Source organism: Pseudazoarcus sp. NS20, from assembly GCF_059703745.1.
Genome location: NZ_BAAKIY010000001.1, coordinates 538,516 through 564,152, shown reverse-complemented (window position 1 = coordinate 564,152; position 25,637 = coordinate 538,516). Strand labels below are relative to the sequence as shown.

The window sequence follows — 25,637 nt, the reverse complement described above, 5'->3', positions numbered from 1 at the left end:
CTGAGAGGTCAGGCGGTAGCGGTTTCTTCCGCCGGCACTTCCACCGAACTGCGGATCAGGTGGTCGAAGGCCGACAGCGCGGCCTTGCTGCCTTCGCCCATGGCGATGACGATCTGCTTGTACGGCACGGTAGTGCAGTCGCCGGCGGCGAAGATGCCGTGGGCGGAGGTTTCGCCGCGGGCATTCACCTCGACTTCACCAAAGCGCGACAACTCGATCGTGCCCTTGAGGAAGTCGGTGTTGGGCAGCAAACCGATCTGCACAAAGGCGCCGGCCAGCTCGATGTTTTTCGACTCACCGGAGACGCGATCGGTGTACACCAGACCGGTCACGCGGTTGCCGTCGCCGGTCACCTCGGTGGTCTGAGCACTGAGGATCACGGTAACGTTCGGCAGGCTCTTGAGCTTGGCCTGCAGCACGGCGTCGGCGCGCAGCTTGCTGTCGTACTCGAGCAGGGTGACTTTGCCGACGATGCCGGCGAGGTCGATGGCGGCTTCGACACCCGAGTTGCCGCCGCCGATCACGGCCACGTGCTTGCCCTTGAACAGCGGGCCGTCGCAGTGCGGGCAGTAAGCCACGCCGCGGCCGCGGTATTCACGCTCGCCCGTCACGCCCAGCTCTTTCCAGCGTGCGCCGGTGGCAAGAATGACGCTGCGGCTTTTCAGCACGGCACCGTTGGACAAGGTGATTTCAGCGTAACCACCCACCTTGTCAGCAGGCACCAGTTTGTCGGCGCGCTGCAAGTTCATGACGTCGACGTCATATTCCTTGACGTGCTCTTCCAGCGCAGCGACCAGCTTGGGGCCTTCGGTGGCTTTGACCGAGATGAAGTTCTCGATGGCCATCGTGTCCATGACCTGGCCACCGAAGCGCTCGGCCACGATGCCGGTGCGAATGCCCTTGCGTGCGGCGTAGATGGCAGCCGACGCACCGGCCGGACCACCGCCGACGATGAGCACGTCGTACGGTTCTTTCTCGGACAGCTTGGCTGCATCGCGTGCCGCCGCGCCGGTATCCACCTTGGCGAGAATCTCTTCCAGCGTAACGCGGCCGGCGCTGAACTCTTCGCCGTTGAGCAGCGTGGTGGGCACGGCCATGATGTTCTTCGACTCGACCTCTTCGCGGAACACGCCGCCATCCACCATGCTGTGGCGGATCTTCGGGTTGAGGATGGCCATCAGGTTGAGGGCCTGAACCACGTCCGGGCAGTTGTGGCACGACAGCGAGATGTAGGTGACGAACTCGAGCTCGGCATCCAGCGCCTTGATGGCTTCGATTGTGTCGGCGTCGACCTTGGCCGGGTAACCGCCCGATTGCAGCAGCGCGAGCACCAGCGAGGTGAACTCATGGCCCATCGGCAGCCCGGCAAAGCGCACGCCCATGTCGGTGCCGGCAGCGCTGACCGAGAAGGACGGCACACGCTCGCCATCGTTGCTGTCGGCACGACGGGCGCTGACATGGTCGGACAGCTCGGCGATTTCCTCGACCAGCTCAAGCACTTCGGCGGAGGTGCTGCTGTCGTCGACGAAGGCGACGAGTTCTACGTTTTCGTTGATGCGCTCAAGCAGAGTCTTGAGCTGGGCTTTCATGTTGGCGTCCAGCATGGTGGGCTCCTTGAAATTCTTCTGGATGGGTTGGTTTCCCCGGCTCATTCAGCAACGTCGTACCGGCGCTCCTGAATGAGCCGCCGCGAGGCGGCTCGGAGGCATGCCCGGCACCCTCGGTGCCGGGCAGCATCGAGTGGTACTTAGATCTTGCCGACCAGGTCCAGCGACGGAGCCAGGGTCTTCTCGCCTTCTTTCCACTTGGCCGGGCACACTTCGTTCGGGTGAGCAGCGACGTACTGGGCAGCTTTCAGCTTGCGCAGGGTCTCGGTCACGTCACGAGCGATGGCGTTGTCGTGGATTTCGAGGGTCTTGATGGTGCCTTCGGGATCGATCACGAAGGTGCCGCGCAGCGCCAGACCGGCTTCCGGAATGTGCACGCCGAAGGCGTTGGTCAGCTGGTGCGTCGGGTCGCCAACCAGCGGGAACTTCGCCTTGCCGACGGCCGGCGAGGTTTCATGCCACACCTTGTGCGAGAAGTGGGTGTCGGTGGTCACGATGTAGACCTCGGCACCAGCCTTCTGGAACTCGGCGTAGTTGTCCGCAGCGTCTTCGATTTCGGTCGGGCAGTTGAACGTGAAGGCAGCCGGCATGAAGATCAGCACAGACCACTTGCCCTTCAGGCTCTCTTCGGTAACGGTGACGAATTTACCGTTGTGGAACGCTTCGGCCTTGAACGGCTGGACCTTGGTGTTGATCAAGCTCATGAGAATCTCCTTTTCGAGGTTACTCGGTTGGTTGAAATCTTTCGTGGTCAGTTTCGACCGACAGGATGAAGTTTATTGCAGCGCACGATATTGGTTAAATGAATTGATCGTATTCATACGATAGTAATCGATTATCAACCAACATCATGTACAGCCACGCGGGACATGTCGTGGCGGTTCGGCGGATTTCAAGGGCAAACGGGCCGCTTGAAAACACAACGGCCCGGGAGGCCCCCGAGCCGTTTTAACAGATTCCGATGCATTGTCACGGTGTCTGCCTGGTCAAAACAACCTACGGCAGACCGCAGTGATCAACTCATCAGCGCCTTGACGTGTGCCTCGGTGCCGCTGGCCAGCCCGTCGAGGCTGTAGCCACCTTCGAGAATCGACACGATGCGCCCTTCGCAGCACTCTTCGGCCAATGCCTTGAGCTCTTCGGTGATCCAGCGGTAATCCTCGTCCTTGAAGTTGAGGCCGGCGAGCGGATCGAGCATGTGGGCGTCAAAACCGGCCGAGATGATGACCAGCTCGGGGTTGAACTCGCGCAGCTTCGGCAGCAACTCGGCCGTGACCTGACTGCGGAACACATCGGACGTGCAGCCCGGCGGCAGCGGCACGTTGACGATGTTGCCGGAGACGCCAGTTTCCGCACGCGAACCGGTGCCCGGATACAGCGGCGATTGGTGCGTGGAGCCGTAAAACAGCGCCGGATCGTTGTAGAAGGCGTCTTGCGTGCCATTGCCGTGGTGCACGTCGAAGTCGATGACGGCCACGCGTTCGAGCAGGTGGCGCTCTTTGGCGTACACCGCAGCGATGGCTGCCTGGTTGTAGATGCAGAAACCCATAGCGCGGTTCGGCGTGGCGTGGTGACCGCAGGGGCGGGTGGCGCAGAAGACGTTGTCGACTTCCTTGCTCATGACCTTGTCCACACCGGCACACGCGGCACCAACGCAACGCATGACAGCTTCGAGCGAGCCCGGCGACATCACCGTGTCACCACCGTCCAGCGGCATCGTGCCGTGGCGCGGGGAGATTTCCTCGACATCCGACACGTAGCCCTCGGTGTGAACCATCAACACCTGCTCGCGCGTACCGAGCGGCGCTTCGGCCCATTGCAGCTCAGAAAACTCGGGCTTCTGCAGGGCCGCGAGGACGGCTTTCAGACGCTCGGGCGACTCGGGATGACCGGCGCCGGGGCGATGTTCAAAACAGGCGGGGTGAGAGTAGATCAAGGTGCTCATGGTTTCCTCATACCGGGGAGCCGCGCATAGGCGGCTGACAAATCATTATACGGCGCCCCCGAAGGGCGGGGAAAACGCCACCAGGATGCGTCAGGATGCGTCGGGGTCGATCAGACGCTTGACCTCGCGGCTGGCACTGCGGCCGGCGGCTTCATGCACTTGCCGCAAACCCGCCGCAGAGGCTGACTGGCCCACTGCACGCAGGCCCAGGTAGTAGTCTGCAGACTTACCGATGGCATACGTCGCGATGGCGCTGGAACGTGCGCTCCAGGCAACGCCGGCAGTCTGCCCGATGAACGGAATCATCTTGCACACGGTGCGCCCCACAGTGTGGCCCACCATACCGCTGGCAATACCCGGCCCGAGCAGCGCAACGAATTCACGCGCCAGTTCGGTACTCCAGGCAATGCCGTGCAGCTCGGCCATTCGGCGCAGCATGCGCGCCTGCACGCTGGTGACGGCGATCAGATCGACCACAGGCAAAACGCCCAGCGCCGCGGCCGCGCGGCAGTGGCCCAGCACTTCACGCTCGGCAAGTCCTGCGCGCGCGCTTGCGGAAGCATCCGCGGTGACCGGAAAACGCACGGCGTCGGGCACATCGACCGCCTGCTCCTGTTCAGGAAGCGGATCAAGCAGAGCCTGCAGGAGGCGTTCGCGATAGGCGATTAGGCGATCGCGGCCGGGGATTTCCATGAAGAGACGCGGCGTTTCAAACGCCGTTTTCAGTTGCGTGCAGGAACGGACTCCGCGGCAGCCGCAGGGTTCGCATCAGCAACTTCTTTGGGAGGAGTTTCTTCGTTCTCGGCAGCACCGCCCGATTGAACGGCCTGAACGGCGCCCACGCCGACATCGCGAATGCGCGAGGCTGCCGAACGAGTGACATCGAAGATCTTGCGGGCTGCGTCTTCCGCAGCCTCCTTGGCATCACGGATCTCGCCGTCGGCTGCCGTGGTGTGAGACGGGAATACTCGGCCGACGCCGGTTTCAGCAGTGGATGAGGCTGCTTCAGCCGCCTGTGACGTCACTGGACGATCAGGTGCACATGCGACCAGCAACATCAGAAACGAGGCGGCCAGAAGTGCCGCTACGTTTTTCATCTTTACTTTCCTTGAAACTGAATTTGCACAGAATCAAACCTATGCTTTTTGTTCAGAAAATCAAGGTGAATTGGCCTTGATGCAACAAAGCGTTGCATTTAACCAACAAATAAATTCATACCGCATGAAAAAGGCCCGCTAGGCGGGCCTTTTCGAACCACTTCGAGCGTGCGCCCGAAATTACTTCACGCGGTTCTTGTACTCGTCCGTGCGGGTATCGATCTCGATCTTGTCGCCGATCTCGACGAAGGCCGGCACCATCAGCTCGAAGCCGGTGTTGATCTTGGCCGGCTTGAGCACCTTGCCCGAAGTATCGCCCTTGACGGCGGGCTCGGTATAGGTGACTTCCCGCACCACCGAGTTCGGTAGTTCAACGGAAATGGCCTTGCCGTTGTAGAACACCACTTCGCACTGCAGACCGTCTTCGAGGTACTTGAGCGCGTCGGTCATGTTCTCGGCTTCGACTTCGAACTGGTTGTACTCTTCATCCATGAAGACGTACATCGGGTCGGCAAAGTAGGAGTAGGTCACTTCCTTGCGATCGAGCACGACGATGTCGAATTTGTCGTCAGCCTTGTACACCGATTCAGAAGCCGAACCGTTGAGCAGGTTCTTGAGCTTCATCTTGACCACGGCGGAGTTGCGGCCGGATTTGTTGTACTCGGCCTTCTGCACGACCAGCGGGTCGCTACCCACCATGATGACGTTGCCGGAGCGGAGTTCCTGAGCGGTTTTCATGCTTGCTAGATTTCCTGGACAGGTGCGGGACGGCAACGACGCTAGATCGGGGCGGGCCGCGATTTTTCAAAAACCGTTGATTATACGCCCGTTTCCGAAAAGTTCACCAAGGCCGTCGCCAGATCGTCTTGTTCGGCAAGGTGAGTACTCCACTGCCTGCAGTGCTGCGCAAACACCGGCAGTACGCGGGAAAAAGCTCCCCAGGCCGAAACAATGTCGCCATTGGCGTTCCATGCTCGCCAGAATCGAACCACGGCGTCGGCCATGCTCGAATCGGCGTCCGCCAGGAAGCGCTGCAGAAACGCATCGAGTTTGAGCAGATGCGCTTCATCCTCTTGCCGATAGATGTGCCACACGAAGGGTCGAGCGGCCCAGTTGGCCCGGACCAGGGAATCTTCACCGCGCACGAAGTTGAGATCACACGCCCACAGCAAGCGGTCGTAATCATTCTGCGGGCAAAACGGGATCAAACCCGCTTGCAGATTGCCCTGACGCACGATTTTCCCCAGTTCAAGCCGCGAACGCCCGAAATATCGCGCCACATCGGGTACGACGCGCCCTTCCGGCACCAGCACCACCACTGGCCGATCACTGCCAGACCATGCACGCAGAAGGTGGCTCAACCCCGGTTGCTCGTAGCTGAACAGTGAAATGCAGAGGGCGTCAGGAGGTAACTCGTGCCCCAGGAGCTCGCTCAACATGCGGCGCTTGTCCGCAACCTCATGCAGAAAATCATCACGCAGCGCCAGAAGCGATGGCTCGCGCAGCAAGCCACCCGTGGCCGGAGTGAAACCGGGGAAGAAGAAGTGGCGCTGGAGAGGCAGGCGAGGGTGCGGAGACGGCATTCGGTGACATGCCTCGACCCACGATTCCGCGCTGAGGTATTCGAGATTGATCCACACCGGCGCTGCCGCGCGGCTGGCCATGGCCAGCAGGGCTTCTTCAGGCAGCTCGCACGCGAAGGCCTCAATCACCACATCGTCGTTGGCCACGCTGTGGAAAGGCGCTTGCCAACGCCGCACCATGACCCCTTCAAGTTGCTGCGCACCAAGCTCGGTCGATGTAGCCGGATGAAGTCGCTGCAACGCTGCGAGCTCATCGACCCACAACGTCACATGACGGCCATGGTGCGATGCAAGAGACCGCGCAAGACGCCAACAGACGCCGATATCCCCGAAGTTATCCACAACCCGGCAGAAGATGCTCCAGCGATCAGCAGGCCGGTGACCCAGCGTCGTCATGAAGGTTCCGATCCATTCGATGTGACCTCTGAAACCCTTATCCTGATTGGGATTTCACGGCATCACCGAATTCTGAAATACGCACCGAAAGTAATACTTTCAATCTCGCCGCACCAAAAACGGGATTCTTCGACCCTTCGCGCGTAAGGAAGTCAACAGAATTGTCCACAGACTGGAAAACGCCGCAAAACAGTGCGTTCGCTCCCCATTTCATGCACGAAAGATGAGCGTGCGCACCTCAATCGGTATCGAACCGGGCCAATTCGGCAAAATCCGCAGCGCTCATCCACCGCCAGTCGCCCGCCACCAGATCGTCCGGCAACTGCAGCCCACCCACCGCCGAGCGATGCAGGGTCTCAACGCGATTGCCCGCCGCACCGATCATGCGTCGAACCTGGTGGTACTTGCCTTCGGTAACCACCAGATCGATGCTCGACTCTCCCGTTGCATCACAGCGGTAGGCTTGAATCGGAGCAGGCTCATCATGCAACTGCACGCCGTCACGCAAGGCTTGCAGCAACTCATCATTGACCGCATGCCGCAAACCGACGTGGTAAAGCTTGGGAATGCGTTTCTTGCCGGAACTCCAAGTGTGGATGAACTGACCATCGTCGGACATCAACAGCAGGCCGGTGGTGTCCACATCCAGACGCCCGACCGGCTGCACGTTGCGCAGCGCAAACTGCGGCGGCAGCAACTCGAAAATCGATCGGTGGTGCTGGGGCTGACGCGAGCATTCGTAGTCCAACGGCTTGTGCAGCATCAGATACACGTGCTCATGCCACGGCCACACTTCGCCATCCACGACGAACTCGAGCCCGTCGGTATCGATCTCGGCAAAAGGGTCTTCGACGACTTCACCTTGGATCTCGACCAGACCGGCACGGATGATGGATCGGCACTCACGTCGGCTGCCGAAACCCTGGGACTGCAGGATGCGTTCAAGTTTCATGGCGCGCAGTTTATCGCGGCACGGCTTTAATAACTTCTGTATCCGCTGTGCGCGGGATGTGGACAAGTGCACGAAATGTGAGAGGGCGGGAATCGGGCCACAATCCCCACACAGCAGGGCCACCGTTTGCTAACGGGTTTACAAGATGTTCAAAGCCATGATTTAAATGGATAAAAACCTGTTATCCACAGAAACACGTCGTACACCATTATTACTATTGTTTTTAAAAGAAGATTGTTAACAACAAGACAGTTGAAGCATGTTGGCAGCCGGAAAACCGCAAACAACACACCCACGACAGCCTGTTAGACTGAACAGCGTCTGCTCTGGAGTGTCAGCTTGAAGTTCGAACACCTTGTAATCGTCAATGACCCGGATAACCCTCTGATCGAGGATCTGACCCGGGAACAACTGTGGTTCGGTTTGCTTTGCAGGGTGGAAAATCCGTCACCATTCCTGCCAGGGCTTGAAGCGTGTACGGTGATCGAACGCTTCGACGATGGTGTTCGGCGCGAACTGGATTTCGGCCAGTTGCGGATTCGTGACCGGGTCACCTTGGCGCCGATGGACTCGGTGGTGTTCGAGGCCGAGCAGACTGATCAGCATGCAGGCGGTACACTCACCATCCGCATCGAAGAGCCCGTGGTCAGCCAGTTGGTGTTGCGCTTCATCTATCGCACTACGCAGGCAGACAGCGAAGATGGCAACACGATGTACGCCGATCTGGTGAAATCGGCCTATGAGCAGTCGGATATCGATACCGTGCGAGTGATCCGCGAGATCGTTGCCGCCGGCCGGATGCAGTAACATCAACCACCCGCCAGACGGCGGGTGTTTTCAATTCGCGGAATTCTCCCCATGTGGTTCAGGAACCTTCAGCTTTATCGCCTGCCGGCGCCGTGGAACATCGACGCCGACGTCTTGCAGGAACAACTCGCCCGTCGCCGTTTTCAGCCCTGCGGTAGCCAGGATCAGGAAAGCCGCGGCTGGGTCGCCCCGTGCGGTGACGACGTTCTGGTGCACAGGGTAGGCACGCATTGGTTGATTGCGCTGGGTTTCGAGCAGCGCCTGTTGCCCTCTGCCGTGGTCAAGCAGGAAGCCGAAGAGCGCGCCGAGCATATCGCGGCAGAGCAGGGTTACAAGCCGGGGCGTAAGCAGATGAAGGAGCTGCGCGAGCAGATCCTGCAAGAGTTTCTGCCGCGGGCCTTCACGCGCCGCAGAAAGGTGTATGCATGGATCGACCCGGTGAACGGCTGGATGGGCATCGATGCGCCGAGTCAGACGCGTGCTGAAGACGTGCTGGGTGCATTGCGCGATTCGCTCGATGCCCTGCCGTTGGCACTGGTGCGCACCGAGCGCTCGCCCGGCTCAGCCATGGCCGATTGGTTGGCCGGCGGTGAAGCGCCGACTGGCTTCAGCATCGACCTTGATTGCGAGCTGCGCTCGATCACTGAAAGCAAGGCCGTGGTGCGCTACGTCAATCACGTACTGGATGGCGAAGAAATCCGTGGCCATCTGGCAGCCGGCAAGATGCCCACGCGTCTGGCACTCACCTTTGATGACCGCATCAGTTTCGTGCTGACTGACAAGCTCGAGATCAAGCGTGTCGATTTCCTGGATGTGGTGAAGGAAAAGGTCGAGGAATCAGGCGCTGAAGATGCACAGGCAATGTTTGATGCCTCGTTTGCGCTGATGACGGGCGAACTCGCACGCCTGCTGCCCGAACTGATGGGTGCCTTGGGTGGCGAGCTCGAAGCGGATCAGCCCTCGGGTGAGGCGAACACGAGTCAGCCCGGCTCCTCCGGTGTCCCGCCGTGGGAAGTGGCTGCTTGATCTAGCACGCGGTATTCAGGCGCTGAACGCCTGTATGCCGGTGATTGCCCGGCCCAGAATCAAGGCATGGATGTCGTGCGTCCCTTCGTAGGTGTTCACGACTTCCAGGTTGAGCATGTGGCGGATCACCGGGTATTCGTCCGAGATGCCGTTGCCGCCGAGCATGTCTCGTGCCGTACGTGCGATCTCCAGCGCTTTGCCGCACGAATTGCGTTTCATCATCGATGTCAGTTCGACGCTGGCCGTGCCTTGCTCGCGCATGCGGCCGAGCCGCAGGCAAGCCTGCAAACCGAGGCTGATTTCGGTGAGCATGTCGGCGAGTTTTTTCTGAACCAGTTGATTGGCCGCCAGTGGGCGGCCGAACTGGTGACGTTCCAGGACGTATTCGCGCGCCGTGCGGTAGCACGTCTCGGCGGCGCCGAGAGCACCCCAAGCGATCCCGTAGCGCGCAGAGTTCAAGCAGGTAAATGGGCCTTTCAAGCCGCGAACGTCTGCTAAAACGTTTTCATCCGGGCAAAAAACTTCATCCAGCACGATTTCGCCGGTGACAGACGTGCGCAGCCCCATCTTGCCGTGGAGCACGGGTGCCGAGAGGCCTTTCCAGCCTTTTTCAAGCACGAAGCCGCGGATGTCGTTGTCGTCATCCTTGGCCCACACCACGAATACATCGGCAATCGGGCTATTGGTGATCCAGGTCTTGGCCCCCGAGAGCAGCCACCCTCCGTCGGTGCGGCGGGCGCGGGTGACCATGCTGGAGGGGTCTGAGCCGTGATCGGGTTCGGTCAGGCCGAAGCAGCCGATCCATTCCCCGCTGGCCAGTTTCGGAAGATATCTGTGCTTGAGGGCGTCGGAACCGAAGCGGTGAATCGGCAGCGTGACTAGCGACGATTGCACACTCATCATCGACCGGAAGCCGGAGTCGACGCGTTCGACTTCACGCGCAATCAACCCGTAGGCGACGTAACCGAGGCCGGAACCACCGAATTCTTCAGGGATGGTGGCGCCGAGCAACCCCAACTCACCCATTTCGCTGAAGATCTCGCGGTCGCAGCGCTCTAGCCGGAACGCCTGCTGTACCCGTGGCAGAAGCTTTTCCTGGCAGTAGGTCTCGGCGGCGTCGCGGACCATGCGTTCGGTCTCGTCGAGTTGATCTTCGAGCCGAAGCGGGTCATCGCCATCGAAGATGGCACGTTGGGTGGCCATGGTCGAGCTCCTGTGCGGTGGAATGCGCAGGATCACGCTGGCTCAAGGCAGCGTCAAGCCACGGAAATCACGCACTGCGATCCATGCTTTCGGCCAGATAAAACCATTCGCGTCCAACTGCGGCAGCCGGGTTGGGGAACAGGATGAAGCCGTCTCGCTTGGCCAACACAGAGGTTCCGTCGGCTCGGTGTCCAATGACTTCCCCTCGACTAACCGCGTCGAAACTGTGCCAATCACGCGAGAATGTGTCGTCTTCGTTCGATAAATCGACCACATCGACCATGCGGATGTGTTGAGGTCTGCGCACTTCCCGAGGCATCGGTTCATCGATCATGCCGAAGAATGCCAAGGTGTTGAGGATGCAGTGGCGGGCCACCGCGATGGCAGCAGGGTCGTCATGCTGGCCGCATTCCACGGTGACGCCGTAGCCTCCTTGAGTACGCATGTATTCGGTTGTGCCGATGCCGTAGCCTGGGTCGCCACCTGCATCCGTTGCCTTGCGACGCTCAACGCCGCGCGCGTAGGTGTCGAGCCACCCGTCCACGAAGCGTTGAATGCCCAGATGTCGTGCAAAGGCGTGCTCTTTTTGCGAGTGTGCAAAGGGCTCGAGCTCGCCGTCGTTGTCATCGGGGCCCAGCATCACGAAGGGTTCGCCCGGCGTATGAAACGAATGCAGGTCTAGCAACACATCGTGATTCGCCAACAGCGGGCACAGCCAGTTGGCAATATGGTCTTCGAATTCCGCCGGATGATCGGTGGGCTGCAACTTGCGGTTGAGGTTGCGTTGACCCTCGCGTGTGCGTTGATGCCACGCCAGCGGGTTGGTCACGGGCACGAGCGTGAGGTGCCCTTTGCGAATCATCAGATCGTTGGCGTTAAGGGCGCTGAGTATTTGCTCGATGGCAACGCTACCGCAGACCTCGTTACCGTGAACTGCGCCGAGTATGATCAAGCGGGGGCCGGAATGAACGCCGCTGAAGCGGTGAGCCTTGAGCTCGAAATCGGTTAGCTGCAGGTGATATGTGGCTGGCGAAGTCATATCCAAGTGTTGTTACCGGATGTAGTTTTGTTGCACATCACAGCTGTGCAGGGAGCCATACTGAAGGTGACGCAATGATGCGATGGTGGCCGCACGCTGCCGTGCTGCGGATTTGCCCGGCCCGCGCCGCAATCAGGCGTCTGTCGGCTTGATTGCACCAAAGCCCTTCAGAGTCGTACGCTGGACGCCATGCTGCCGGATTTCGTTTGAATCACGAGCATTTGGTGAAGACATAGTATGCAACACAGCAGTTAGGCATGATTCCATGATCTCGGTATTCTGGGCTTGAAGTTCCAGTCCAAACCTTTTCTGCGGATGTTTCGCAAACAACTCGGAGGTAGCTCGAAATGCCCACCACCACCAAGAAACAAGCTGAAAACGTACATGGCACCGTAGATCAAGTCGCCGGCAAGCTTCATGAGGTCGTCGACAAGGCCGCCGAGAATCTGGGTACTGCCGAAGAGCGCGTACGCAGCGAAGCCAAAGTGGCTCGTGAGCGAGTGCGTGAAGGCAAGGAATACGCCTGCTCGCAGAGCCAAGAGCTCGTCGGCAAGGTGACCGAGTACGTGCGAGAGAACCCGCTGACGTCGCTGGGTATTGCATTCGTCGCTGGCAGCATCTTCTCCGCGCTCAATCGTCGTCGCTGATCGGCCGGATGGATCGCGCCGATCACGATCCCGTCGGTCCGGAGCAGCCCGGGCTTCCGCCCCCGGCCGCTTCCGCTCCTGACGGAGCGCCGTCCGAACGCGAGCTGATAGCCCGGCTCGGCGAACTCCGTGATGAGTTCGCCGGTTGGGTGGCTGAAGGCGCCCGTCTGTTGGGCGCCGAAAGCCGTTTGTTTGCCTCGTCGCTGCTGTTGATCGTCATTCTGGCGGTGACGGCAGGCTTCGTGGTTGCAGGGGCGCTGCTGTTTCTTGTCGGGGCGATCGTACTGTCGCTGATCGTGCACGCCGGGTTGGACCCTGCGCTTGCCGCCTTGCTCGCCTCGATCACGCTTTTCGGCGTGGCAGTGGGATGTTTCTTTGGTGTTCGTCGCTTGAAGCAGCATCTGCGATTCATCGAAAGTCGTCGCTTGCTGGCGCGTTTGAGCGGTAGTGATGGCCCGGATGCGGCAGGAGGAGAATCATGATCTCTGCACACCTCAAGCTGATTCGTGAAGTGTCGGCCCGCAGCGAGGACGTGGCCCTTCGACAACTGCGCCTTCGCCGCGACATTCATGCTTTCGGGGATGATGTTTACAAGTGCTTTGGTACGCCGAAGCTGTTGATCGGTGGTTTTGCGACCGGTTTCATGTTTGACCGTCTGCGCCCACATTGGCGGGGCATTCGCTCCGGCGGCGGTCTGGGCCTGACCGTGATCAAGCTCATTCCGCTTTTCCAACTGGCGTGGCAAGCTTTCGGTGCGAACTACACTGACTTAGAATAAGCTTTAGAATCAACCGGCTCGACGGAAGGTCAGGTTGAGTCGGCACTCACCCGTTTGCGGATGTACTCCCTGTTTCAGCGGCAGCACACCGTGATGATGTAGTCGCTCGCCACCGCCCCACACCACCACATCCCCATGATTCAAGCCCACTCGTTGAGTGGGCTCGCTTCGTTCACGCCCGCCGAACAGGAATACGGCCGGCAATCCGAGCGACACCGAAACGATCGGCCAGCGCAAGTCGCGTTCGTTGCGATCTTGATGCAGCGACATGCGCGCGCCTGGTTCGTAGCGGTTGATCAGGCACGCGTCGGGCACGAACTGCGTGAATCCCGCCTGGGCAGCCGCATCGCGCGCCAGGTGTTCGAATACGCCGGGCATGGGCGGCCAGTGTTTGCCGCCCAGTGGATCAATGGATGAATAACGGTAACCCGACGCGTCGGTGACCCAGCCGAGAGCCCCGCAGTTGCTCATGGCCACCGACATGCGGTGGCCACCGGGTGTGTGCATGTGGCGAAACGGTGCCTGTGCAGTGACATGGGTGATCGCTTGCAGCAGCGCTTTGGCATGCCGTGCGGCGAAGCCCGGCAACAGCACTGCGCCCTCAGCGAACCATATGGGCTCGGCGGGGATGTCGTCGAACAGGCCCAGGTTGCTCATGTCGAGCCAGCGTGTTTCAGATACACGTACAGCGCGGGCAATGTCTGGGCTTGATCAGCTCTCAGCCCAGCGGTGACGATGTCCTCGACGACGAAGCCATGCTGCCCGGCAAGTTGCCGGATGTAGGTTTCCGAGTGCGCATAGCGCAGCGTTGGCAACAGTACGAAGCTGTGGTCGCTGGTTGCACGCTCGAGTGTGAAGGCGAACACTCCGTCGGGAGCGAGGATGCGTTTTACGTGCGAGAAGGTTTCGGCTAGATCGCCAACGTAGATGAACACATCGGCGGCAATCACCAAGTCGGCGGGTTGCTCTTGCGCGCGCAGGAAGCCCGTCAGATCGTCGTGCGCCAGCGTGCGGTACGCGCCGCGCTTGCGGGCTTGTTCAAGCATGGCTGCGGAAAGATCAACGCCATCCAATGCCTCGGCGTGCGGGGCAATCAGCTCGCCACACAGGCCGGTGCCACAGCCGAGGTCGAGCACGCGCCGATATCGCCGACCGGCTTGGATGAGGGGCTGCAACAGGCGTTCATGACCGCGGTAGCCGAGTTGTTCCACCAGGTGATGATCGAAATCACTGGAGTATTCGTCGAAGAGTGATTCGACGAACACGCGCGGGGGTGCCGCAAGCGTTTTTCCGCTGGCCGCGGCAAGGTAATACTGATGCAGGTCCGGGTCAGCACCCCCATCGATGGCTCGCCGGAAGCTTTCAGCCGCTTCTTCAAGCCGGCCGAGGTCTCGCAGCACGTTGCCTCGCACGCTCCACGCCTCTGCCAGATATTCTTCTTCCGCCAAGGCGCGATCGAGCGCCAGCAATGCATCCGGCAGGCGCCCTGTGCGGCCGAGCGAACGCCCCAGGGCGAGCCATGCGGAGGCACCACCGTCGAATTCCACCAGACCCCGTTCCAGCGCCTCTGCGGCGGCTTCCCAGTTGCCGAGGCATTCGTGCGACAAGCCGAGGCAGACGCGTGCTTCGTGATGCGCCGGATCGGCATCGAGCGCTTTTTGCAGCACTTCAATGGCGCGCGGCCAGTTGCCGAGCTTGAACAGCGTGATGCCGAGGTTGCCCAACACCGATGGCCGCCCTGGCGCGAGCTCCAGAGCTGCGTCGAAGTTGGCACAGGCTTGCTGCAGACGCCCGGATTCGTAGTCGGCAATACCGGCAAGAAAGTATTCCCGGGCGCGTTCGAGGGTGTCGGTCATCGAATCGTCCTGAAAGACATGGCGTCGTGCAGCATGCTGCAGCGGGCCGGATCGAAGCAAGCCCGGTGGTGGAATAGTGGCGTTTTCGAGGTGATTTGCTGCGCCGCGCAATGGAGGCATCGCATAGAATTGCCTCAGATTCTCTATACGGAAGCGAACATGAGCACGGCCAGTCATCCCGACAAGAAAGGCGATGCCTTGAAGCAGCAACGCTTCAAGATGCTGGAAGACATCGCCAATGAAATTTCCGGTGATGACATCGTGTTTCCGACCGCATTCGATGCGGTACTGAAGCTGCGCGACGCCTTGCGCGACCCCGATGTTTCAGTCGATCGAATCGTCGGTCTGATCACCACCGAACCACTCATCTGCGCCCGCCTGATGCATCAGGCCAACTCCGCTGCCGAAGGGGCCAACCGCCCGGTGGCGGAAGTCTCCGGGGCCATCAAGCGTCTGGGCATCAATGCAGTGCGCAACGTGGCACTGACCATCGCCATGAACCAGCTCGTACGCGCGAAAGAGCTGGTGCGCTTCAAGGATCTGTCGCGCCAGTTGTGGCTGCATTCCCTGCACGCCGCTGCCGCGGCCGAGGTGCTGGCGCGCGAGCTGGCACCACGAGTGCAAGCGGAGGAGGCCATGTTTGCCGGCCTCGTCCATGATCTGGGTGCGTTTTACATGCTCTACCGTGCGGCTCAATATGAAGAGCTTCGCGAGCGGCCCGACACCGTGCGCCATCTCATCGTGCAGTGGCACGAGAGCATCGGTGAATCCTTGCTGCATGCGCTGCAGTTGCCCGAGCATGTGGTTGTCTCGGTACGTGACCATGACCAGCCACGTGAGCCCATGCTGGATGCACCGCGCAACCTGCAGGAGGTGGTGTATGCCGCCAACGTGCTCGCAGGCGGCAGCATGGAGTGGGCAGACGACGGCACGGAACGCGTGCTCGGTGAGCCTTTGCTGGCACTCGCCCCGCGCATTGAGGAACGTCTGGCCGAGCTCAAGCGCGAGTACGCCAACTGATCAGCGGCGCAGGCTGAACCAGGCCGCCACGGCCACCGGGGCGCCCAGCCCGACCCACGCCGCCACATCGCCGATGCCGTCGAACACCAAGCCGATGACAAGGCCTGCCGCCGTCAGGGCTCCGAGGACCGCGGGCCACAACCAGAGTGTCTTCATGCGCGCACCCGGTTCGAAAATGCGGCCTCGGTGTTTCGTGTGGCGTGTTTCTTCCACCACAGGTACAGCCCGCTGCCCAGGACGATGATGGTCAGCAGATCGAGCAGGGCCCACAGGATCTTCAACGGCAATCCGCCGTAATCGCCGAAGTGCAGCGGCTCGGACAGCATGAAGGCGGTGACGTACCACGGGCGTGCCGAGGCTTCGAGCACTTCTCCGCGTTCGATGTCCACCAGCAGCGCACGTGTCATGCGTGAGGTCAGCGGCGTGTCACCGCGCAGCATCATGGCGTAGTGCTCCGGTGTGGCGCGCAGGGTTCCGGGGAAGGCGATCATGTCCACTTCCATGCCGGGCGCTGCAGCAAGCACGCGCGTGAGTGCGCTCTGCAGGCTGCCGTCGGCGGCCGGGGCGATGCGCGAGTCAGGTGGCATCAGCGTCTGGGCGTTGCCCGATTGCAGAATGGCGATCTGGTCGCGCTGCCAGGCTTGCAGGATGAGGTCGGCCCAGGTGTTCACCACCCCCGTGAAGCCCACCACCAGCGCCCACACCAGCGTCACGATGCCGATCAGGTTGTGCAGGTCCAGCCAGCGCGTTTGCCGGCGTTGCGTGCGTACCGTGCCGAAGTCGAGACGCCGCATGAACGGGGCGTACAACACCGCGCCGGACACCAGCGCAACGATCAGCAGCAGGCCCATTGCGCCCAGAAACAGCTTGCCCGGCAGCCCGGCGTACATGTCGACATGCAGGCGATACATGAAGCTCATGAAGCCTTCGCCGAAGTTCGGCTCGCCCAGCACTTCGGCCGTGCGTCCATCGACGTAGGCGAAGCGGGCGAGGCGCTCGTCGGTATCCACGCGCGTGTCGAGCTTGGCCAGCCACAGATCGGGCTCGTCGTCTCCGGCAAACAGGTACAGCGGCACCAGGCCGGGGTGATGTGCCGTTGCGGCGGCGACCACGTCGTCGATGGCGGCCTGCGATGAGCCATCGGCCAACTGCGGCATTTCCACTTCCGCACCGGTCAGGTGGTCGATCTCGTGCGAAAAGATCAACGGCAGCCCGGTGAGGCACAGCAACAGCATGAACACGGTGCACACCAGGCTCGACCACTTGTGCACCCAACTCCAGCGACGCAGGGTGACCGCCTCCATCAGAAGTCGAAGCTCGCGGTGAGACTGACGGTGCGCGGAGCGCCCAGCACGAGATAGTTCGCACCCGGAAAGCCGCCTGCCGAGGCCCAGTAATCACGGTTGGTGAGGTTGTCGATGCGCGCGCGCAGCGTCATGACCTGTCCGCCGATGTCGGTGATGTAGCGTGCGCCGACATCGAAGCGTGTCCATGCCGGGATGCTGTGAGCATTGTCGGCGTTGATGTACTGGCTGGAGGTGTGGATGGCGCGGCCGGTCAGGGTCAGGCCGGGGGCACCGGGCACGTCCCACTCAAGGCCGAGGTTGGCCTGGAGATCCGGGATGCCGACGGCGTCATTGCCGTCTTGGGCGCCGCCGGCGGTCTTGCGCAGTTTGGCATCGAGCAGTGTCACGCCACCGAGTACGCGCAAGCGTTCGGTGGCTTGGCCATACATGGTGAGTTCCAGGCCTTGGTTGCGTTGCTCGCCGTCTTGGGAAAAGACAAGGTTTTCAATTTTGGAGAACGGTCTGTCGGTGGTGAAGTACGCAAGGCTGCCACCAATGCGGCCACCATCGTATTTGGCGCCGACTTCCTTTTGTTTGGAGACGTACGGTGCGAAGACTTCACCGGCGTTTGTCACTGGCAGCGAGTTACTGGTGGCCGGGGCAATGTCACCTTTGACCAAGGCTTCAGCGTAGTTCGCGTAGAGCGAAACCTGCGGGTTGAGCTTGAACAGCACCGCAGCCATTGGCGTGACTTTGGATTCGTCGTATTTCGAGGTTCTTGCCCCGCTGGTGTAGTTGTAACCACGCGCGATCAAGGTCTGGTGACGGGCACCAAGCGTGATGAGCAGGCGGTCGTCCATGAATCCGAGGGTGTCGGCAATGGCAACGCTGCGGGTGTTGATGCGTTCGGTAACGTGGGGCGAAGACATCGATCCACCGAAGGACGTGGTGACAGGCATCGGGACGACATCGATCGGGTCATACAGGTCGCTGACGACGGTGCCGCCCGCGGAGCTTGCATAGGCATTTCGCGAGCTCATGCTGAAGACGTTGGCGGATGCTACCCATTGATGCGAGACGCTGCCCGTCGTCAGGCGGCCGCGTATGCCGACTTCACCAGTGCGAACATCATCTTCACGGACGTTGTCGAAGCGATTGGCCGTCGTGGTTCCGTCTGGCGCAGCTCGGGGGTTGGAGAGCCGGTTCTTTTCGTCGCCGCGGCGCATGCCGGCGGCTGCCCATGTGGTCACGTCGTCATTCAGATCGAATTCGCCGCGGAAGGTGGCGAAGGTCTGTCGCTCTTTGGAGTACGTCCACGGTTGGGCAAAGTTGCTGTCGGCATCCGGCGCTTTGGGCGCACGACCGGTCGGGGTGACGCTCGGGCGAGGTTGGTCGATATCGTGATCCTGATAGCCGATGTCAGCGGACAGGCGATAGTTGGCGCCGCGGTGATCGAGGCCGATGGCGACCACATCAAGTCGTCGTTTCTCGTCGTCGATGGCTGTATTGCCATCGCGGCGCGCAACGTTGATTCGGATCCCGTTGGCGTCGTCGGGCCCGAAGCGTCGGCCGACGTCGGCCGCCACATAGCCTTGGCCACCACTCTCGATACCCGTGGTGAGGCGCGTCAGCGGCTCGTTTGGCGCGCGTTTGGGCAGCAGATTGACCGAGCCGCCGATACCGCTGCCGCCGGGTGCGGCACCGTTGATGAAAGCATTCGCACCACGCAGCACTTCAACGCGCTCGAGCAGTTCGGTGGCCACGTACTGACGTGGCAGCAGTCCGTACAGGCCGTTGTACGACATGTCGTCGGAGAACACCGGGAAACCGCGGATGACGTACAGCTCCTGGAAGTTGCCGAAGCCGCGCGCGGTGCGCACGGAGGCATCGTTCTGCATCACGTCCGACACGTTGCGCGCCTGCTGATCCTGTATCAGTTCGCTGGTGTAGGCGTTGGCATTGAACGGTGTTTCCATGGTGTCCCGGTTGCCGAGCAAACCGACGCGTCCGCCACGCGCCACCTGACCGCCCGCATAGGGGGCCGGTAGCCCCTCGGCCGAGGCATCGGCACTGGCGCCTACCGTAACGGTGTCCAGCACGGCAGGCGCGTCGCTACTGACTTCTTGAGGCGACTGAGCCAGGACCGCATGACTCAGAGCGAGGGTGATGGCAAACACGCTCGGGCGGAGTCCGCGCAGTGGGAATGAATAGGGGCGCATCAAGACAATCTCCCGGACATGAGCAAAGAATAAATACGATAATAATAATGATTCGCAATAGATAAGCAGTATAGCAAGGGGTTCGGGGAGGGATCAGGCCGTGCCCCGGAGTGTCGACTTATCGCATCAGTTATTTAGTAAATGATAACTGTTCGCGTTATTATGCGGCTCTGTCGATTCAAGCTGAGCTCATTGCGTGCTGCCCCGCTCCCCCCGAATCCTGATCGTGGAAGATGATCCGACGCTGCTTGATCAGTTACGCAGTTTGTTGATCCAACACGGTCTGTGTGCCGAGACCGCGAATTGCGGTGAAGTCGGGCTGCAGCGTGCCCTGCAGGAAGACTTTGCCCTCGTGTTGCTCGATGTGCGCTTGCCGGACACCAGCGGTTTCGATGTGCTGCGCCGCCTGCGGCTGTGTCGTCAAACGCCGGTGATCATGTTGACCGCCTGCGGGGCTGAAGAAGAACGGATCCGTGGTTTACGCCACGGCGCAGATGACTACCTGTCAAAGCCGTTCAACCTCATCGAGCTGCAGTTGCGCATTGATGCGGTATTGCGTCGTACGCAGATCAGCGTGGCGCCGGTGGCACAGCCTGCCTTGTTGCAGCTGGATGAACTTCAGCTTGAGCGTGCTCCGCAGCGGGTCAGTGTCAGCGGGCGGGTTGTCCAACTCACGCCCTTGCAGTTTCGCCTGCTCTGGCATCTGGTCACGCATCGGGGCGAGGCACTGACCAAGCCGTATTTGTATCGCGCCGTGCTGGAGCGCAACTTCAGCCGGTATGACCGCAGTCTCGACATGCACATCAGTCGCATCCGCAGGAGGCTGACGGAGGCTGGCATGCGTCTCGATCGACTGAGCACGGTGCACGGTCGCGGCTACGTTTTCGAATGAAGCGTCCTCTTTTCTGGCGGCTTTGGATGACGGTGGCTGTCGGTACGGTGGCCCTGTTCTGGGGGATCACGCATGTCGCCACGCACACCGAGGAGGTGATGAGCCACATTGCGCCCGAGCACCAGCGCGCGTTGCTGCAATACGGCGCTCAGGCTGAAGCCCTGCTCGCGGCAGGGGACGAACAAGCGCTTGAGCGTTGGCTGACTGAGTTGCAGGCGCGTGAGCAGACCTGGGCAGCCATCGTGCGGGCCGAGGCGCATCCCGTGGCGGGTAGTGTACTCACGGACCGCTTCGAGCAAGGCTTTGTGCTGGGGCGAGATGTGGCGTGGAAGATTCACCTGTACTTTGCCGAAAACCCGATCATGGAGGTCGCGTTCTCGGATGGCCGCACGCGCTTCCTGATCCAGTTGCCACAGCGCATGCGGCCGGGTGCCGGGTGGACCGCGCTGCGGCTGACGATTCACCTAGTGTTGCCGTCGTTGCTGCTGCTGGCGGTGTGCATCTGGCTCTATCGCCAGTTGATGCGCCCTCTGAGCCGATTGGAACACGCAGCGCATGCCTTCAGTGCCGGACACTATGATGTGCGCGCTTCCGATGGCGCGGCGCGCGATGAGTTGTCGCGCGTGGCCAGGGCTTTTGATGACATGGCCCAGCGCACTGCGCAATTGATTGCCTCGCAACGGCAGCGTCTGGCTGACCTCTCTCACGAATTGCGGACACCGCTGACGCGCATCGAGATGGCTACCGAGCTGGCCATGCAGCAGCAAGGCGAAGATGCTCTGCTCACGCGCATTCGCGACGACAGTTTGGCCATGCGGCGCTTGGTGGAAGACGCACTGACCCTGAGTTGGCTGGAGAACGAAACGCCGCAGGTGCGCGACGAATCCGTCGATCTCACTTCCTTGCTCGACAGCCTGCTTGAGGACGCGCGTTTCGAATACCCCGACCGGCAGGTGATGGCCGAGCTTCCGGACGAGGCCACCGCACAAGCTTCGGACCACCGTCTGCTTGCTCAAGCGCTGGAAAACGTGATTCGAAACGCCTTGGCTCACACACCCGTCGGCGGCGGCGTGAGGCTTCGGCTGGAAGAAGTGGCGGATGGCTTCATCATCACTGTTGAAGACCAGGGGCCGGGAGTGCCTGCGGCACTGTTGGAGCGAATCTTCGAGCCGTTCTTCCGGGTGCCCGAGCAAGCCGGGGAGCGCAACGGTTTCGGCCTGGGCCTCGCGCTGGCCCGCCGCCAGTTGGGCGCTGTGGGGGGCAGCATCGTGGCGACGAACCGCCCGGAAGGTGGATTGCGCATGACGATGAAACTCCCGTTGCGTTCAGCAGAAACTGCGTAACAGATGTAAAAGCGCTCGTTCCGTACCGGCCATGTAATGAGAATCTTTCTCAATTTGTTACCTGACCGAGAGGAATTCATGCACGCTCTGTTTTCGCCCCGCCCACTGGTCGTCGCTCTTGCCGTGGCAGGACTGGCCCCTTTGTCGCATTCGCTGGCGGCTGACACGTCCGACGAGGCGAAGCAACTCGCCACCGTGAATGTGGTGGCTCAGAGCGGGCGCAATGTCGTGGGGGTGGCGCAGGCCGATGAACTCGAACGCTATCAGGCGACCGACCTTGAAGACGTGTTCTCGGGCCAGCCCGAGGTGTCCGTTGGCGGGGGCCACGGCGTTGCCCAGAAGGTATATGTGCGCGGTGTCGAAGACACCCTGTTCAACGTTTCCATCGATGGCGCGGTGCAGGCCGGTCAGGTCTTTCACCACACCGGTCGCATCAGCATCGAGCCGGAGCTGATCAAGCGGGTGACGGTGCAATCCGGCGCTGGCGACGCGTTGGGCGGGCCGGGGGCGCTCGGGGGCGTCGTGCGCTTCGTCACCAAGGATCCGACCGATCTGCTGCGCCCCGATGAACGCATCGGGGCACTGTTGAAGGCCACCTATTTCAGCAATGGCGAGGGTTTCAAGCTCAGTTCCAACGTCTTTGGCCGGCTCGGCAATCAGTGGTCGGCGATGGTTTCGGCCACGCATCAGGATCGTAATGACTACAAGGATGGCGGCGGCGACACCGTGCCCACCACACGCTCACGCCAGGATCTGGGCTTTCTCAAGCTCGTGGGTCAGCTCACCGACGATCAGACTCTGCGTCTGAGCTACGAGCGTCGCGAAGATCGCGGCGTGCGCACACACCGTCCGCAGTGGGTGCCGAGCAGTTTCAACCTGGCTTATCCGCTCGAGAGCGTGCGCGAAACGTGGACGGCGAACTACGCCTGGCGCCCGGCGGACAACAACCTCGTGGATATCGACGCCACGCTGTATCACACCGAAATCTCGTTGGAGCAGGACGTTTTCGACCGCTGGGGCGTGTACAACGGTGCAGTCAATTCGGTGGGTTTCGACCTGCGCAACACCAGCCGTATCGGCTCGCACAAACTGACTTACGGTGTTGATCATCGGCGCGATCGTGTTCTCGCGGGGCCGGCGGGCGATCCGTCGGAAAGGAAAGAGCGCGGCACGGTCACCGGCTTGTACGTTCAGGACAGCATCGATCTCAGTTCGCGGCTGAACCTGGGCCTGGGGGTGCGCTACGACCGCTACGGACTCAAGGACGGCGACGGCCAGAATTTTTCCGACAGCGGCTTCAGCCCCAACGCCAATCTGAGCTTTGCAGCCACGCCTGAGCTGACCTTGTTTGCCGGCCATACGCGTGCGCTGCGAGGCGTGGAGATTCGTGACGCCTTCAAGCTCGACGGCTTCTCCAATGCGCCCGATCTGGATTCCGAGAAAGCGCGCAGCACCGAGATCGGCCTCGATTTCCAGCGCGGCGGGCTGACGCTGGGGGCGAAGGCCTACCGCACGGTGATTGCCGATGCCATCTCCGACCCGATCGGCAACCCGCGGCTGTACGTCAACGTCGGGGATGTGCGCTCACGCGGGTATGTGCTCAACGCCGCCTATCAATGGACGCAATTGGCGGTCGGCGCGAGCTTTCATCACAACGATTCGCGCCTGGATGGCGAGCGCCTGAACGTCTACGAGCACAACGGCCTCGGCACCAGCATCGGTGACAGTCTCACGCTGCATGCCGATTACACGATGCTCAGCGGCATGCAGTTGGGTTGGCAGGGGCGTTTCGTGCGCGGTCTGGATGGCTTGCGTACCGGGGTCGGTACGATCGACAAGCCGGGCTACGCGGTGCATGACGTGTATGCGCGCTGGAGTCCGGCCAATCTGCGCGATCTGAGCCTGTCGCTTACGGTCAAGAACCTTCTCGACAAGAACTACCTTGACCATGCCACCAACGAAAACTTCGAGGGCATTCCGGGTTACGAAGGCATCGTGGGGTCGAAAGAGGCCGGTCGCGAGCTGAGAGTCAGCGTGGCGTACCGCTTCTGAGTGCCGGGCGGAGAGGGCCGCCGCGTCGATCGGGACCCGGCGCCGTCAACCCGCCCTGCCAGCGCGATTCACAGTGGCCGCACAAGAACGCGCCGGCATGTTTGCGTCGTCGCTCCAGCTTGCGGTAGCAGTGCGCGCAGATGCTCTGCATGGGCGATTCGCTCCAGGGTTGGTCAAGGAGTGAATCTAAGGCGGCTCGGTTACTGTGAAATGAAAGCCGCATTTGCAGGTTTCCGGCAGGTGCGTGCCAGGTATGCGGCCGACTCGGTCGATCACCGTCGGGCCGACAACATCGCGCCAAGCGACACCAGCACCAGCCCGGCCACCACCATCACCGTGAGCGGCTCATCCAGCAGCAACCACGCGCCGAGTGCCGATGCGCCCGGCACGATGGCCAGCGTCATCGAGGCGCGATACACGCCGATGGTCTGACAGGCATAGGTGTACATCGCGCCGGCCACCAACGCCGCAACCACCCCTTGGTATCCAGCCTGCAACAGAATCTCGTTGGTCGGTGCCATGGTGATGTTCTGCGGCAACCACAGCAGATACACCGGCATGTACGTCAGCAATGAAAACACTGCGATGCCCGCGATGGCGCTGCTTGGCGGCACCTGCCAACGCCGCGCCAACACTCCGAAGACGGCCCACACCAGCGCGGCGCTGAGAAACAGCACATCACCGATCCACACGCTGGATGCGCCTACGTCGGTCAGGCTACGCCCGGCAATCAACAGCAGGCCGGCGGCACTGAAGGCGAGGGGGAGGAAACTGCGGCCGGACAGCTGGAAGCCGGTCGTCGCCGCGATGATGATCACCGTCCAGAACGGAATGCCGCCGTTGATGAATACCCCGGCATGCGCCGTGGGCGCATAGGAGAACCCCACGTAGGCCAGCACCGAGTAGCTCACCCCGGCCAGCATGGCCAGCACGAAATAGCGTGGGTACTGCGCCAACGGCACCATGCGCAGAAAGAACGGCAGCGCCAGCAGACCCGACACCCCGAAGCGCAGCGCGGCAATGTCGTATGGCGTCAGCGATCCGGTCGTGCCAGCGCGCGAAACGATGTTGAAGCCCGACCAGCACAGCACCACCACCCCGGCCGCGAGCAGGCCTTTGGTGTGGGTAGAGAGACCGTCTTGGTCTTGATCGGCGAGTGACAAAGCATGCTCCGGTGGGTGAATCGCGACCGTTTACATGCAAAACGAGCGATCACGAGAAGCACGCATTCTGCCTTGCACGGCCCTTTTGAACGCCTGAAAGCTGCTTGCGCCTGACGGACCTGAATTTGCGTGAGCTGCCCTGGCGGCGCACAGCGTATTCGCTGCGGTGCCTTCAAACGGCGTGCGGGGTGATGCTGTTCAGCATAGCGAGCCCGAGAAGAGGCTGCGGCAGCCGAGCTCACCGTCAGCGGACGGCGTCGAACGGCTCAATGCGCGTGATCTCGATGCGACGCCCGCGTTCACGGCTGAAGCTGAATGTGCCGACGATGCTCACTTCGCGGTCCAGGTGGGGCGAGATCAGTTCGTTCGGGCTCAATCCGATGCGATTTACCCGCTCATCTTCGAGCCAGTAGTGCAGCGGCTGATTGAAGCTGCGGACCATGCCGCGGGCGCGTACGGTCTTGCCGTCGTAGGCGTGGGGATGTGCGGAGAGTTCAGCGACAGCCACATCGGTTGGGGAGTTGCTGCCGCAACTGGCGAGGGTCATCAGGCTAACGGCGGCGATGGCGGCGAGCTTCATGGGCGGCGATGTGTTGAATGCACGGTGGACTCTACCGGTGCCCCGTCCCCCTACGCCAGAGCCATTAGACGTGAGTTGCTGTTTCGCCGGTGAGCTTCAGGAGTGGCTCGGTTGAAACCGGCGTGCCTCAGATGAAGCGTGTCCGC

At 61.3% G+C, this 25,637-nt stretch carries 26 protein-coding genes; 9 read left to right on the top strand and 17 right to left on the bottom strand.

The window, feature by feature from the left end:
* Positions 1-8 precede the first annotated feature (8 nt).
* From ahpF to AC6H0W_RS02680, 8 genes are all read right to left on the bottom strand, one after another.
* Positions 9-1,604, bottom strand: coding sequence for an alkyl hydroperoxide reductase subunit F (gene ahpF / locus AC6H0W_RS02715; protein ID WP_497576183.1), 1,596 nt, complete (start codon positions 1,602-1,604; stop codon positions 9-11).
* Positions 1,605-1,747: 143 nt separating this feature from the next.
* Positions 1,748-2,311: an alkyl hydroperoxide reductase subunit C gene (gene ahpC, locus AC6H0W_RS02710; RefSeq protein WP_497575574.1), complete on the bottom strand. Its 564-nt coding sequence runs from the start codon at positions 2,309-2,311 to the stop codon at positions 1,748-1,750.
* Positions 2,312-2,622: 311 nt separating this feature from the next.
* Entirely contained in the window at positions 2,623-3,552 is a 930-nt protein-coding gene (locus AC6H0W_RS02705; RefSeq protein ID WP_497575573.1) for a histone deacetylase family protein, read from the bottom strand.
* A 90-nt stretch (positions 3,553-3,642) separates the two neighbouring features.
* Complete coding sequence (locus AC6H0W_RS02700) at positions 3,643-4,245, bottom strand: YcjF family protein (RefSeq protein ID WP_497575572.1); 603 nt, start codon at positions 4,243-4,245, stop codon at positions 3,643-3,645.
* A gap of 29 nt (positions 4,246-4,274) precedes the next feature.
* A complete protein-coding gene (locus tag AC6H0W_RS02695) occupies positions 4,275-4,649 on the bottom strand; it encodes a hypothetical protein (RefSeq protein WP_497575571.1) in 375 nt (124 codons plus the stop codon).
* A gap of 180 nt (positions 4,650-4,829) precedes the next feature.
* The gene (gene efp, locus AC6H0W_RS02690; protein WP_497575570.1) at positions 4,830-5,387 is read right to left on the bottom strand and encodes an elongation factor P; all 558 of its coding nucleotides are present in this window, start codon (positions 5,385-5,387) and stop codon (positions 4,830-4,832) included.
* Positions 5,388-5,467: 80 nt separating this feature from the next.
* A complete protein-coding gene (earP, locus tag AC6H0W_RS02685; RefSeq protein ID WP_497575569.1) occupies positions 5,468-6,628 on the bottom strand; it encodes an elongation factor P maturation arginine rhamnosyltransferase EarP in 1,161 nt (386 codons plus the stop codon).
* A 238-nt stretch (positions 6,629-6,866) separates the two neighbouring features.
* A complete protein-coding gene (locus AC6H0W_RS02680) occupies positions 6,867-7,580 on the bottom strand; it encodes a pseudouridine synthase (RefSeq protein ID WP_497575568.1) in 714 nt (237 codons plus the stop codon).
* A gap of 339 nt (positions 7,581-7,919) precedes the next feature.
* On the opposite strand from AC6H0W_RS02680, the gene AC6H0W_RS02675 reads away from it, so the two are divergent.
* Together AC6H0W_RS02675 and AC6H0W_RS02670 are read left to right on the top strand one after the other, a co-directional pair.
* Complete coding sequence (locus tag AC6H0W_RS02675) at positions 7,920-8,387, top strand: SRPBCC family protein (RefSeq protein WP_497575567.1); 468 nt, start codon at positions 7,920-7,922, stop codon at positions 8,385-8,387.
* Between the two features lie 51 nt (positions 8,388-8,438).
* A complete protein-coding gene (locus AC6H0W_RS02670; protein WP_497575566.1) occupies positions 8,439-9,413 on the top strand; it encodes a recombination-associated protein RdgC in 975 nt (324 codons plus the stop codon).
* Between the two features lie 15 nt (positions 9,414-9,428).
* Here the strand turns inward: AC6H0W_RS02670 and AC6H0W_RS02665 are convergent, their stop codons facing one another.
* Positions 9,429-10,616 (bottom strand): acyl-CoA dehydrogenase, encoded by a 1,188-nt coding sequence (locus AC6H0W_RS02665; RefSeq protein WP_497575565.1) that lies wholly within the window; start codon positions 10,614-10,616, stop codon positions 9,429-9,431.
* A gap of 67 nt (positions 10,617-10,683) precedes the next feature.
* On the bottom strand, positions 10,684-11,655 hold the full coding sequence (locus AC6H0W_RS02660; RefSeq protein WP_497576182.1) for a succinylglutamate desuccinylase/aspartoacylase family protein: 972 nt from the start codon (positions 11,653-11,655) through the stop codon (positions 10,684-10,686).
* A 347-nt stretch (positions 11,656-12,002) separates the two neighbouring features.
* Here AC6H0W_RS02660 and AC6H0W_RS02655 point away from each other — a divergent pair, with 347 nt between their 5' ends.
* Genes AC6H0W_RS02655 through AC6H0W_RS02645 form a run of 3 tightly spaced genes read left to right on the top strand, consistent with a single transcriptional unit; the run spans position 12,003 to position 13,080 of the window.
* Positions 12,003-12,302, top strand: a complete 300-nt coding sequence (locus AC6H0W_RS02655; protein ID WP_497575564.1) for an ElaB/YgaM/YqjD family protein — start codon at positions 12,003-12,005, stop codon at positions 12,300-12,302.
* Between the two features lie 8 nt (positions 12,303-12,310).
* A complete protein-coding gene (locus tag AC6H0W_RS02650; protein ID WP_497575563.1) occupies positions 12,311-12,784 on the top strand; it encodes a hypothetical protein in 474 nt (157 codons plus the stop codon).
* The gene (locus AC6H0W_RS02645; protein ID WP_497575562.1) at positions 12,781-13,080 is read left to right on the top strand and encodes a hypothetical protein; all 300 of its coding nucleotides are present in this window, start codon (positions 12,781-12,783) and stop codon (positions 13,078-13,080) included. Before AC6H0W_RS02650 ends, AC6H0W_RS02645 begins: the two co-directional genes overlap by 4 nt.
* Positions 13,081-13,089: 9 nt before the next feature.
* Here AC6H0W_RS02645 and alkB read toward each other — a convergent pair whose 3' ends face one another.
* Both alkB and AC6H0W_RS02635 read right to left on the bottom strand, forming a co-directional pair.
* Positions 13,090-13,737 (bottom strand): DNA oxidative demethylase AlkB, encoded by a 648-nt coding sequence (gene alkB, locus AC6H0W_RS02640; RefSeq protein WP_497575561.1) that lies wholly within the window; start codon positions 13,735-13,737, stop codon positions 13,090-13,092.
* The gene (locus AC6H0W_RS02635; protein ID WP_497575560.1) at positions 13,734-14,936 is read right to left on the bottom strand and encodes a tetratricopeptide repeat protein; all 1,203 of its coding nucleotides are present in this window, start codon (positions 14,934-14,936) and stop codon (positions 13,734-13,736) included. Before AC6H0W_RS02635 ends, alkB begins: the two co-directional genes overlap by 4 nt.
* Before the next feature lie 159 nt (positions 14,937-15,095).
* On the opposite strand from AC6H0W_RS02635, the gene AC6H0W_RS02630 reads away from it, so the two are divergent.
* On the top strand, positions 15,096-15,956 hold the full coding sequence (locus tag AC6H0W_RS02630) for an HDOD domain-containing protein (RefSeq protein ID WP_497575559.1): 861 nt from the start codon (positions 15,096-15,098) through the stop codon (positions 15,954-15,956).
* Here the strand turns inward: AC6H0W_RS02630 and AC6H0W_RS02625 are convergent, their stop codons facing one another.
* From AC6H0W_RS02625 to AC6H0W_RS02615, 3 genes are read right to left on the bottom strand one after another with little or no spacing between them, the layout of a single operon-like run.
* Positions 15,957-16,112 carry a hypothetical protein gene (locus tag AC6H0W_RS02625; protein WP_497575558.1) on the bottom strand — a complete coding sequence of 52 codons (156 nt, stop codon included), beginning with the start codon at positions 16,110-16,112 and terminating at the stop codon, positions 15,957-15,959.
* Complete coding sequence (locus AC6H0W_RS02620; RefSeq protein WP_497575557.1) at positions 16,109-17,260, bottom strand: PepSY-associated TM helix domain-containing protein; 1,152 nt, start codon at positions 17,258-17,260, stop codon at positions 16,109-16,111. The genes AC6H0W_RS02625 and AC6H0W_RS02620 overlap by 4 nt, the downstream gene beginning before the upstream one ends.
* Positions 17,260-19,419 carry a TonB-dependent receptor gene (locus tag AC6H0W_RS02615; RefSeq protein WP_497575556.1) on the bottom strand — a complete coding sequence of 720 codons (2,160 nt, stop codon included), beginning with the start codon at positions 19,417-19,419 and terminating at the stop codon, positions 17,260-17,262. Before AC6H0W_RS02615 ends, AC6H0W_RS02620 begins: the two co-directional genes overlap by 1 nt.
* A 238-nt stretch (positions 19,420-19,657) precedes the next feature.
* Between AC6H0W_RS02615 and AC6H0W_RS02610 the strand changes: the two genes are divergently transcribed.
* From AC6H0W_RS02610 to AC6H0W_RS02600, 3 genes are all read left to right on the top strand, one after another.
* Positions 19,658-20,353, top strand: coding sequence for a response regulator transcription factor (locus AC6H0W_RS02610; RefSeq protein WP_497575555.1), 696 nt, complete (start codon positions 19,658-19,660; stop codon positions 20,351-20,353).
* Complete coding sequence (locus AC6H0W_RS02605) at positions 20,350-21,696, top strand: histidine kinase sensor domain-containing protein (RefSeq protein WP_497575554.1); 1,347 nt, start codon at positions 20,350-20,352, stop codon at positions 21,694-21,696. The genes AC6H0W_RS02610 and AC6H0W_RS02605 overlap by 4 nt, the downstream gene beginning before the upstream one ends.
* A 78-nt stretch (positions 21,697-21,774) precedes the next feature.
* On the top strand, positions 21,775-23,748 hold the full coding sequence (locus AC6H0W_RS02600; protein ID WP_497575553.1) for a TonB-dependent receptor domain-containing protein: 1,974 nt from the start codon (positions 21,775-21,777) through the stop codon (positions 23,746-23,748).
* Between the two features lie 272 nt (positions 23,749-24,020).
* Here AC6H0W_RS02600 and AC6H0W_RS02595 read toward each other — a convergent pair whose 3' ends face one another.
* Entirely contained in the window at positions 24,021-24,911 is an 891-nt protein-coding gene (locus tag AC6H0W_RS02595; protein WP_497575552.1) for a DMT family transporter, read from the bottom strand.
* Positions 24,912-25,155: 244 nt separating this feature from the next.
* Positions 25,156-25,491: a hypothetical protein gene (locus tag AC6H0W_RS02590; RefSeq protein WP_497575551.1), complete on the bottom strand. Its 336-nt coding sequence runs from the start codon at positions 25,489-25,491 to the stop codon at positions 25,156-25,158.
* Positions 25,492-25,637: the final 146 nt, after the last annotated feature.

Excerpts from the sequence above, each read along its gene's own strand:
- ahpF (WP_497576183.1), bottom strand. The coding sequence starts at position 1,604 with ATGCTGGACGCCAACATGAAAGCCCAGCTCAAGACTCTGCTTGAGCGC.
- ahpC (WP_497575574.1), bottom strand. The coding sequence starts at position 2,311 with ATGAGCTTGATCAACACCAAGGTCCAGCCGTTCAAGGCCGAAGCGTTC.
- AC6H0W_RS02705 (WP_497575573.1), bottom strand. The coding sequence starts at position 3,552 with ATGAGCACCTTGATCTACTCTCACCCCGCCTGTTTTGAACATCGCCCC.
- AC6H0W_RS02700 (WP_497575572.1), bottom strand. The coding sequence starts at position 4,245 with ATGGAAATCCCCGGCCGCGATCGCCTAATCGCCTATCGCGAACGCCTC.
- AC6H0W_RS02695 (WP_497575571.1), bottom strand. The coding sequence starts at position 4,649 with ATGAAAAACGTAGCGGCACTTCTGGCCGCCTCGTTTCTGATGTTGCTG.
- efp (WP_497575570.1), bottom strand. The coding sequence starts at position 5,387 with ATGAAAACCGCTCAGGAACTCCGCTCCGGCAACGTCATCATGGTGGGT.
- earP (WP_497575569.1), bottom strand. The coding sequence starts at position 6,628 with ATGACGACGCTGGGTCACCGGCCTGCTGATCGCTGGAGCATCTTCTGC.
- AC6H0W_RS02680 (WP_497575568.1), bottom strand. The coding sequence starts at position 7,580 with ATGAAACTTGAACGCATCCTGCAGTCCCAGGGTTTCGGCAGCCGACGT.
- AC6H0W_RS02670 (WP_497575566.1), top strand. The coding sequence starts at position 8,439 with ATGTGGTTCAGGAACCTTCAGCTTTATCGCCTGCCGGCGCCGTGGAAC.
- AC6H0W_RS02665 (WP_497575565.1), bottom strand. The coding sequence starts at position 10,616 with ATGGCCACCCAACGTGCCATCTTCGATGGCGATGACCCGCTTCGGCTC.
- AC6H0W_RS02660 (WP_497576182.1), bottom strand. The coding sequence starts at position 11,655 with ATGACTTCGCCAGCCACATATCACCTGCAGCTAACCGATTTCGAGCTC.
- AC6H0W_RS02655 (WP_497575564.1), top strand. The coding sequence starts at position 12,003 with ATGCCCACCACCACCAAGAAACAAGCTGAAAACGTACATGGCACCGTA.
- AC6H0W_RS02650 (WP_497575563.1), top strand. The coding sequence starts at position 12,311 with ATGGATCGCGCCGATCACGATCCCGTCGGTCCGGAGCAGCCCGGGCTT.
- AC6H0W_RS02645 (WP_497575562.1), top strand. The coding sequence starts at position 12,781 with ATGATCTCTGCACACCTCAAGCTGATTCGTGAAGTGTCGGCCCGCAGC.
- alkB (WP_497575561.1), bottom strand. The coding sequence starts at position 13,737 with ATGAGCAACCTGGGCCTGTTCGACGACATCCCCGCCGAGCCCATATGG.
- AC6H0W_RS02635 (WP_497575560.1), bottom strand. The coding sequence starts at position 14,936 with ATGACCGACACCCTCGAACGCGCCCGGGAATACTTTCTTGCCGGTATT.
- AC6H0W_RS02630 (WP_497575559.1), top strand. The coding sequence starts at position 15,096 with ATGAGCACGGCCAGTCATCCCGACAAGAAAGGCGATGCCTTGAAGCAG.
- AC6H0W_RS02625 (WP_497575558.1), bottom strand. The coding sequence starts at position 16,112 with ATGAAGACACTCTGGTTGTGGCCCGCGGTCCTCGGAGCCCTGACGGCG.
- AC6H0W_RS02620 (WP_497575557.1), bottom strand. The coding sequence starts at position 17,260 with ATGGAGGCGGTCACCCTGCGTCGCTGGAGTTGGGTGCACAAGTGGTCG.
- AC6H0W_RS02605 (WP_497575554.1), top strand. The coding sequence starts at position 20,350 with ATGAAGCGTCCTCTTTTCTGGCGGCTTTGGATGACGGTGGCTGTCGGT.
- AC6H0W_RS02600 (WP_497575553.1), top strand. The coding sequence starts at position 21,775 with ATGCACGCTCTGTTTTCGCCCCGCCCACTGGTCGTCGCTCTTGCCGTG.
- AC6H0W_RS02590 (WP_497575551.1), bottom strand. The coding sequence starts at position 25,491 with ATGAAGCTCGCCGCCATCGCCGCCGTTAGCCTGATGACCCTCGCCAGT.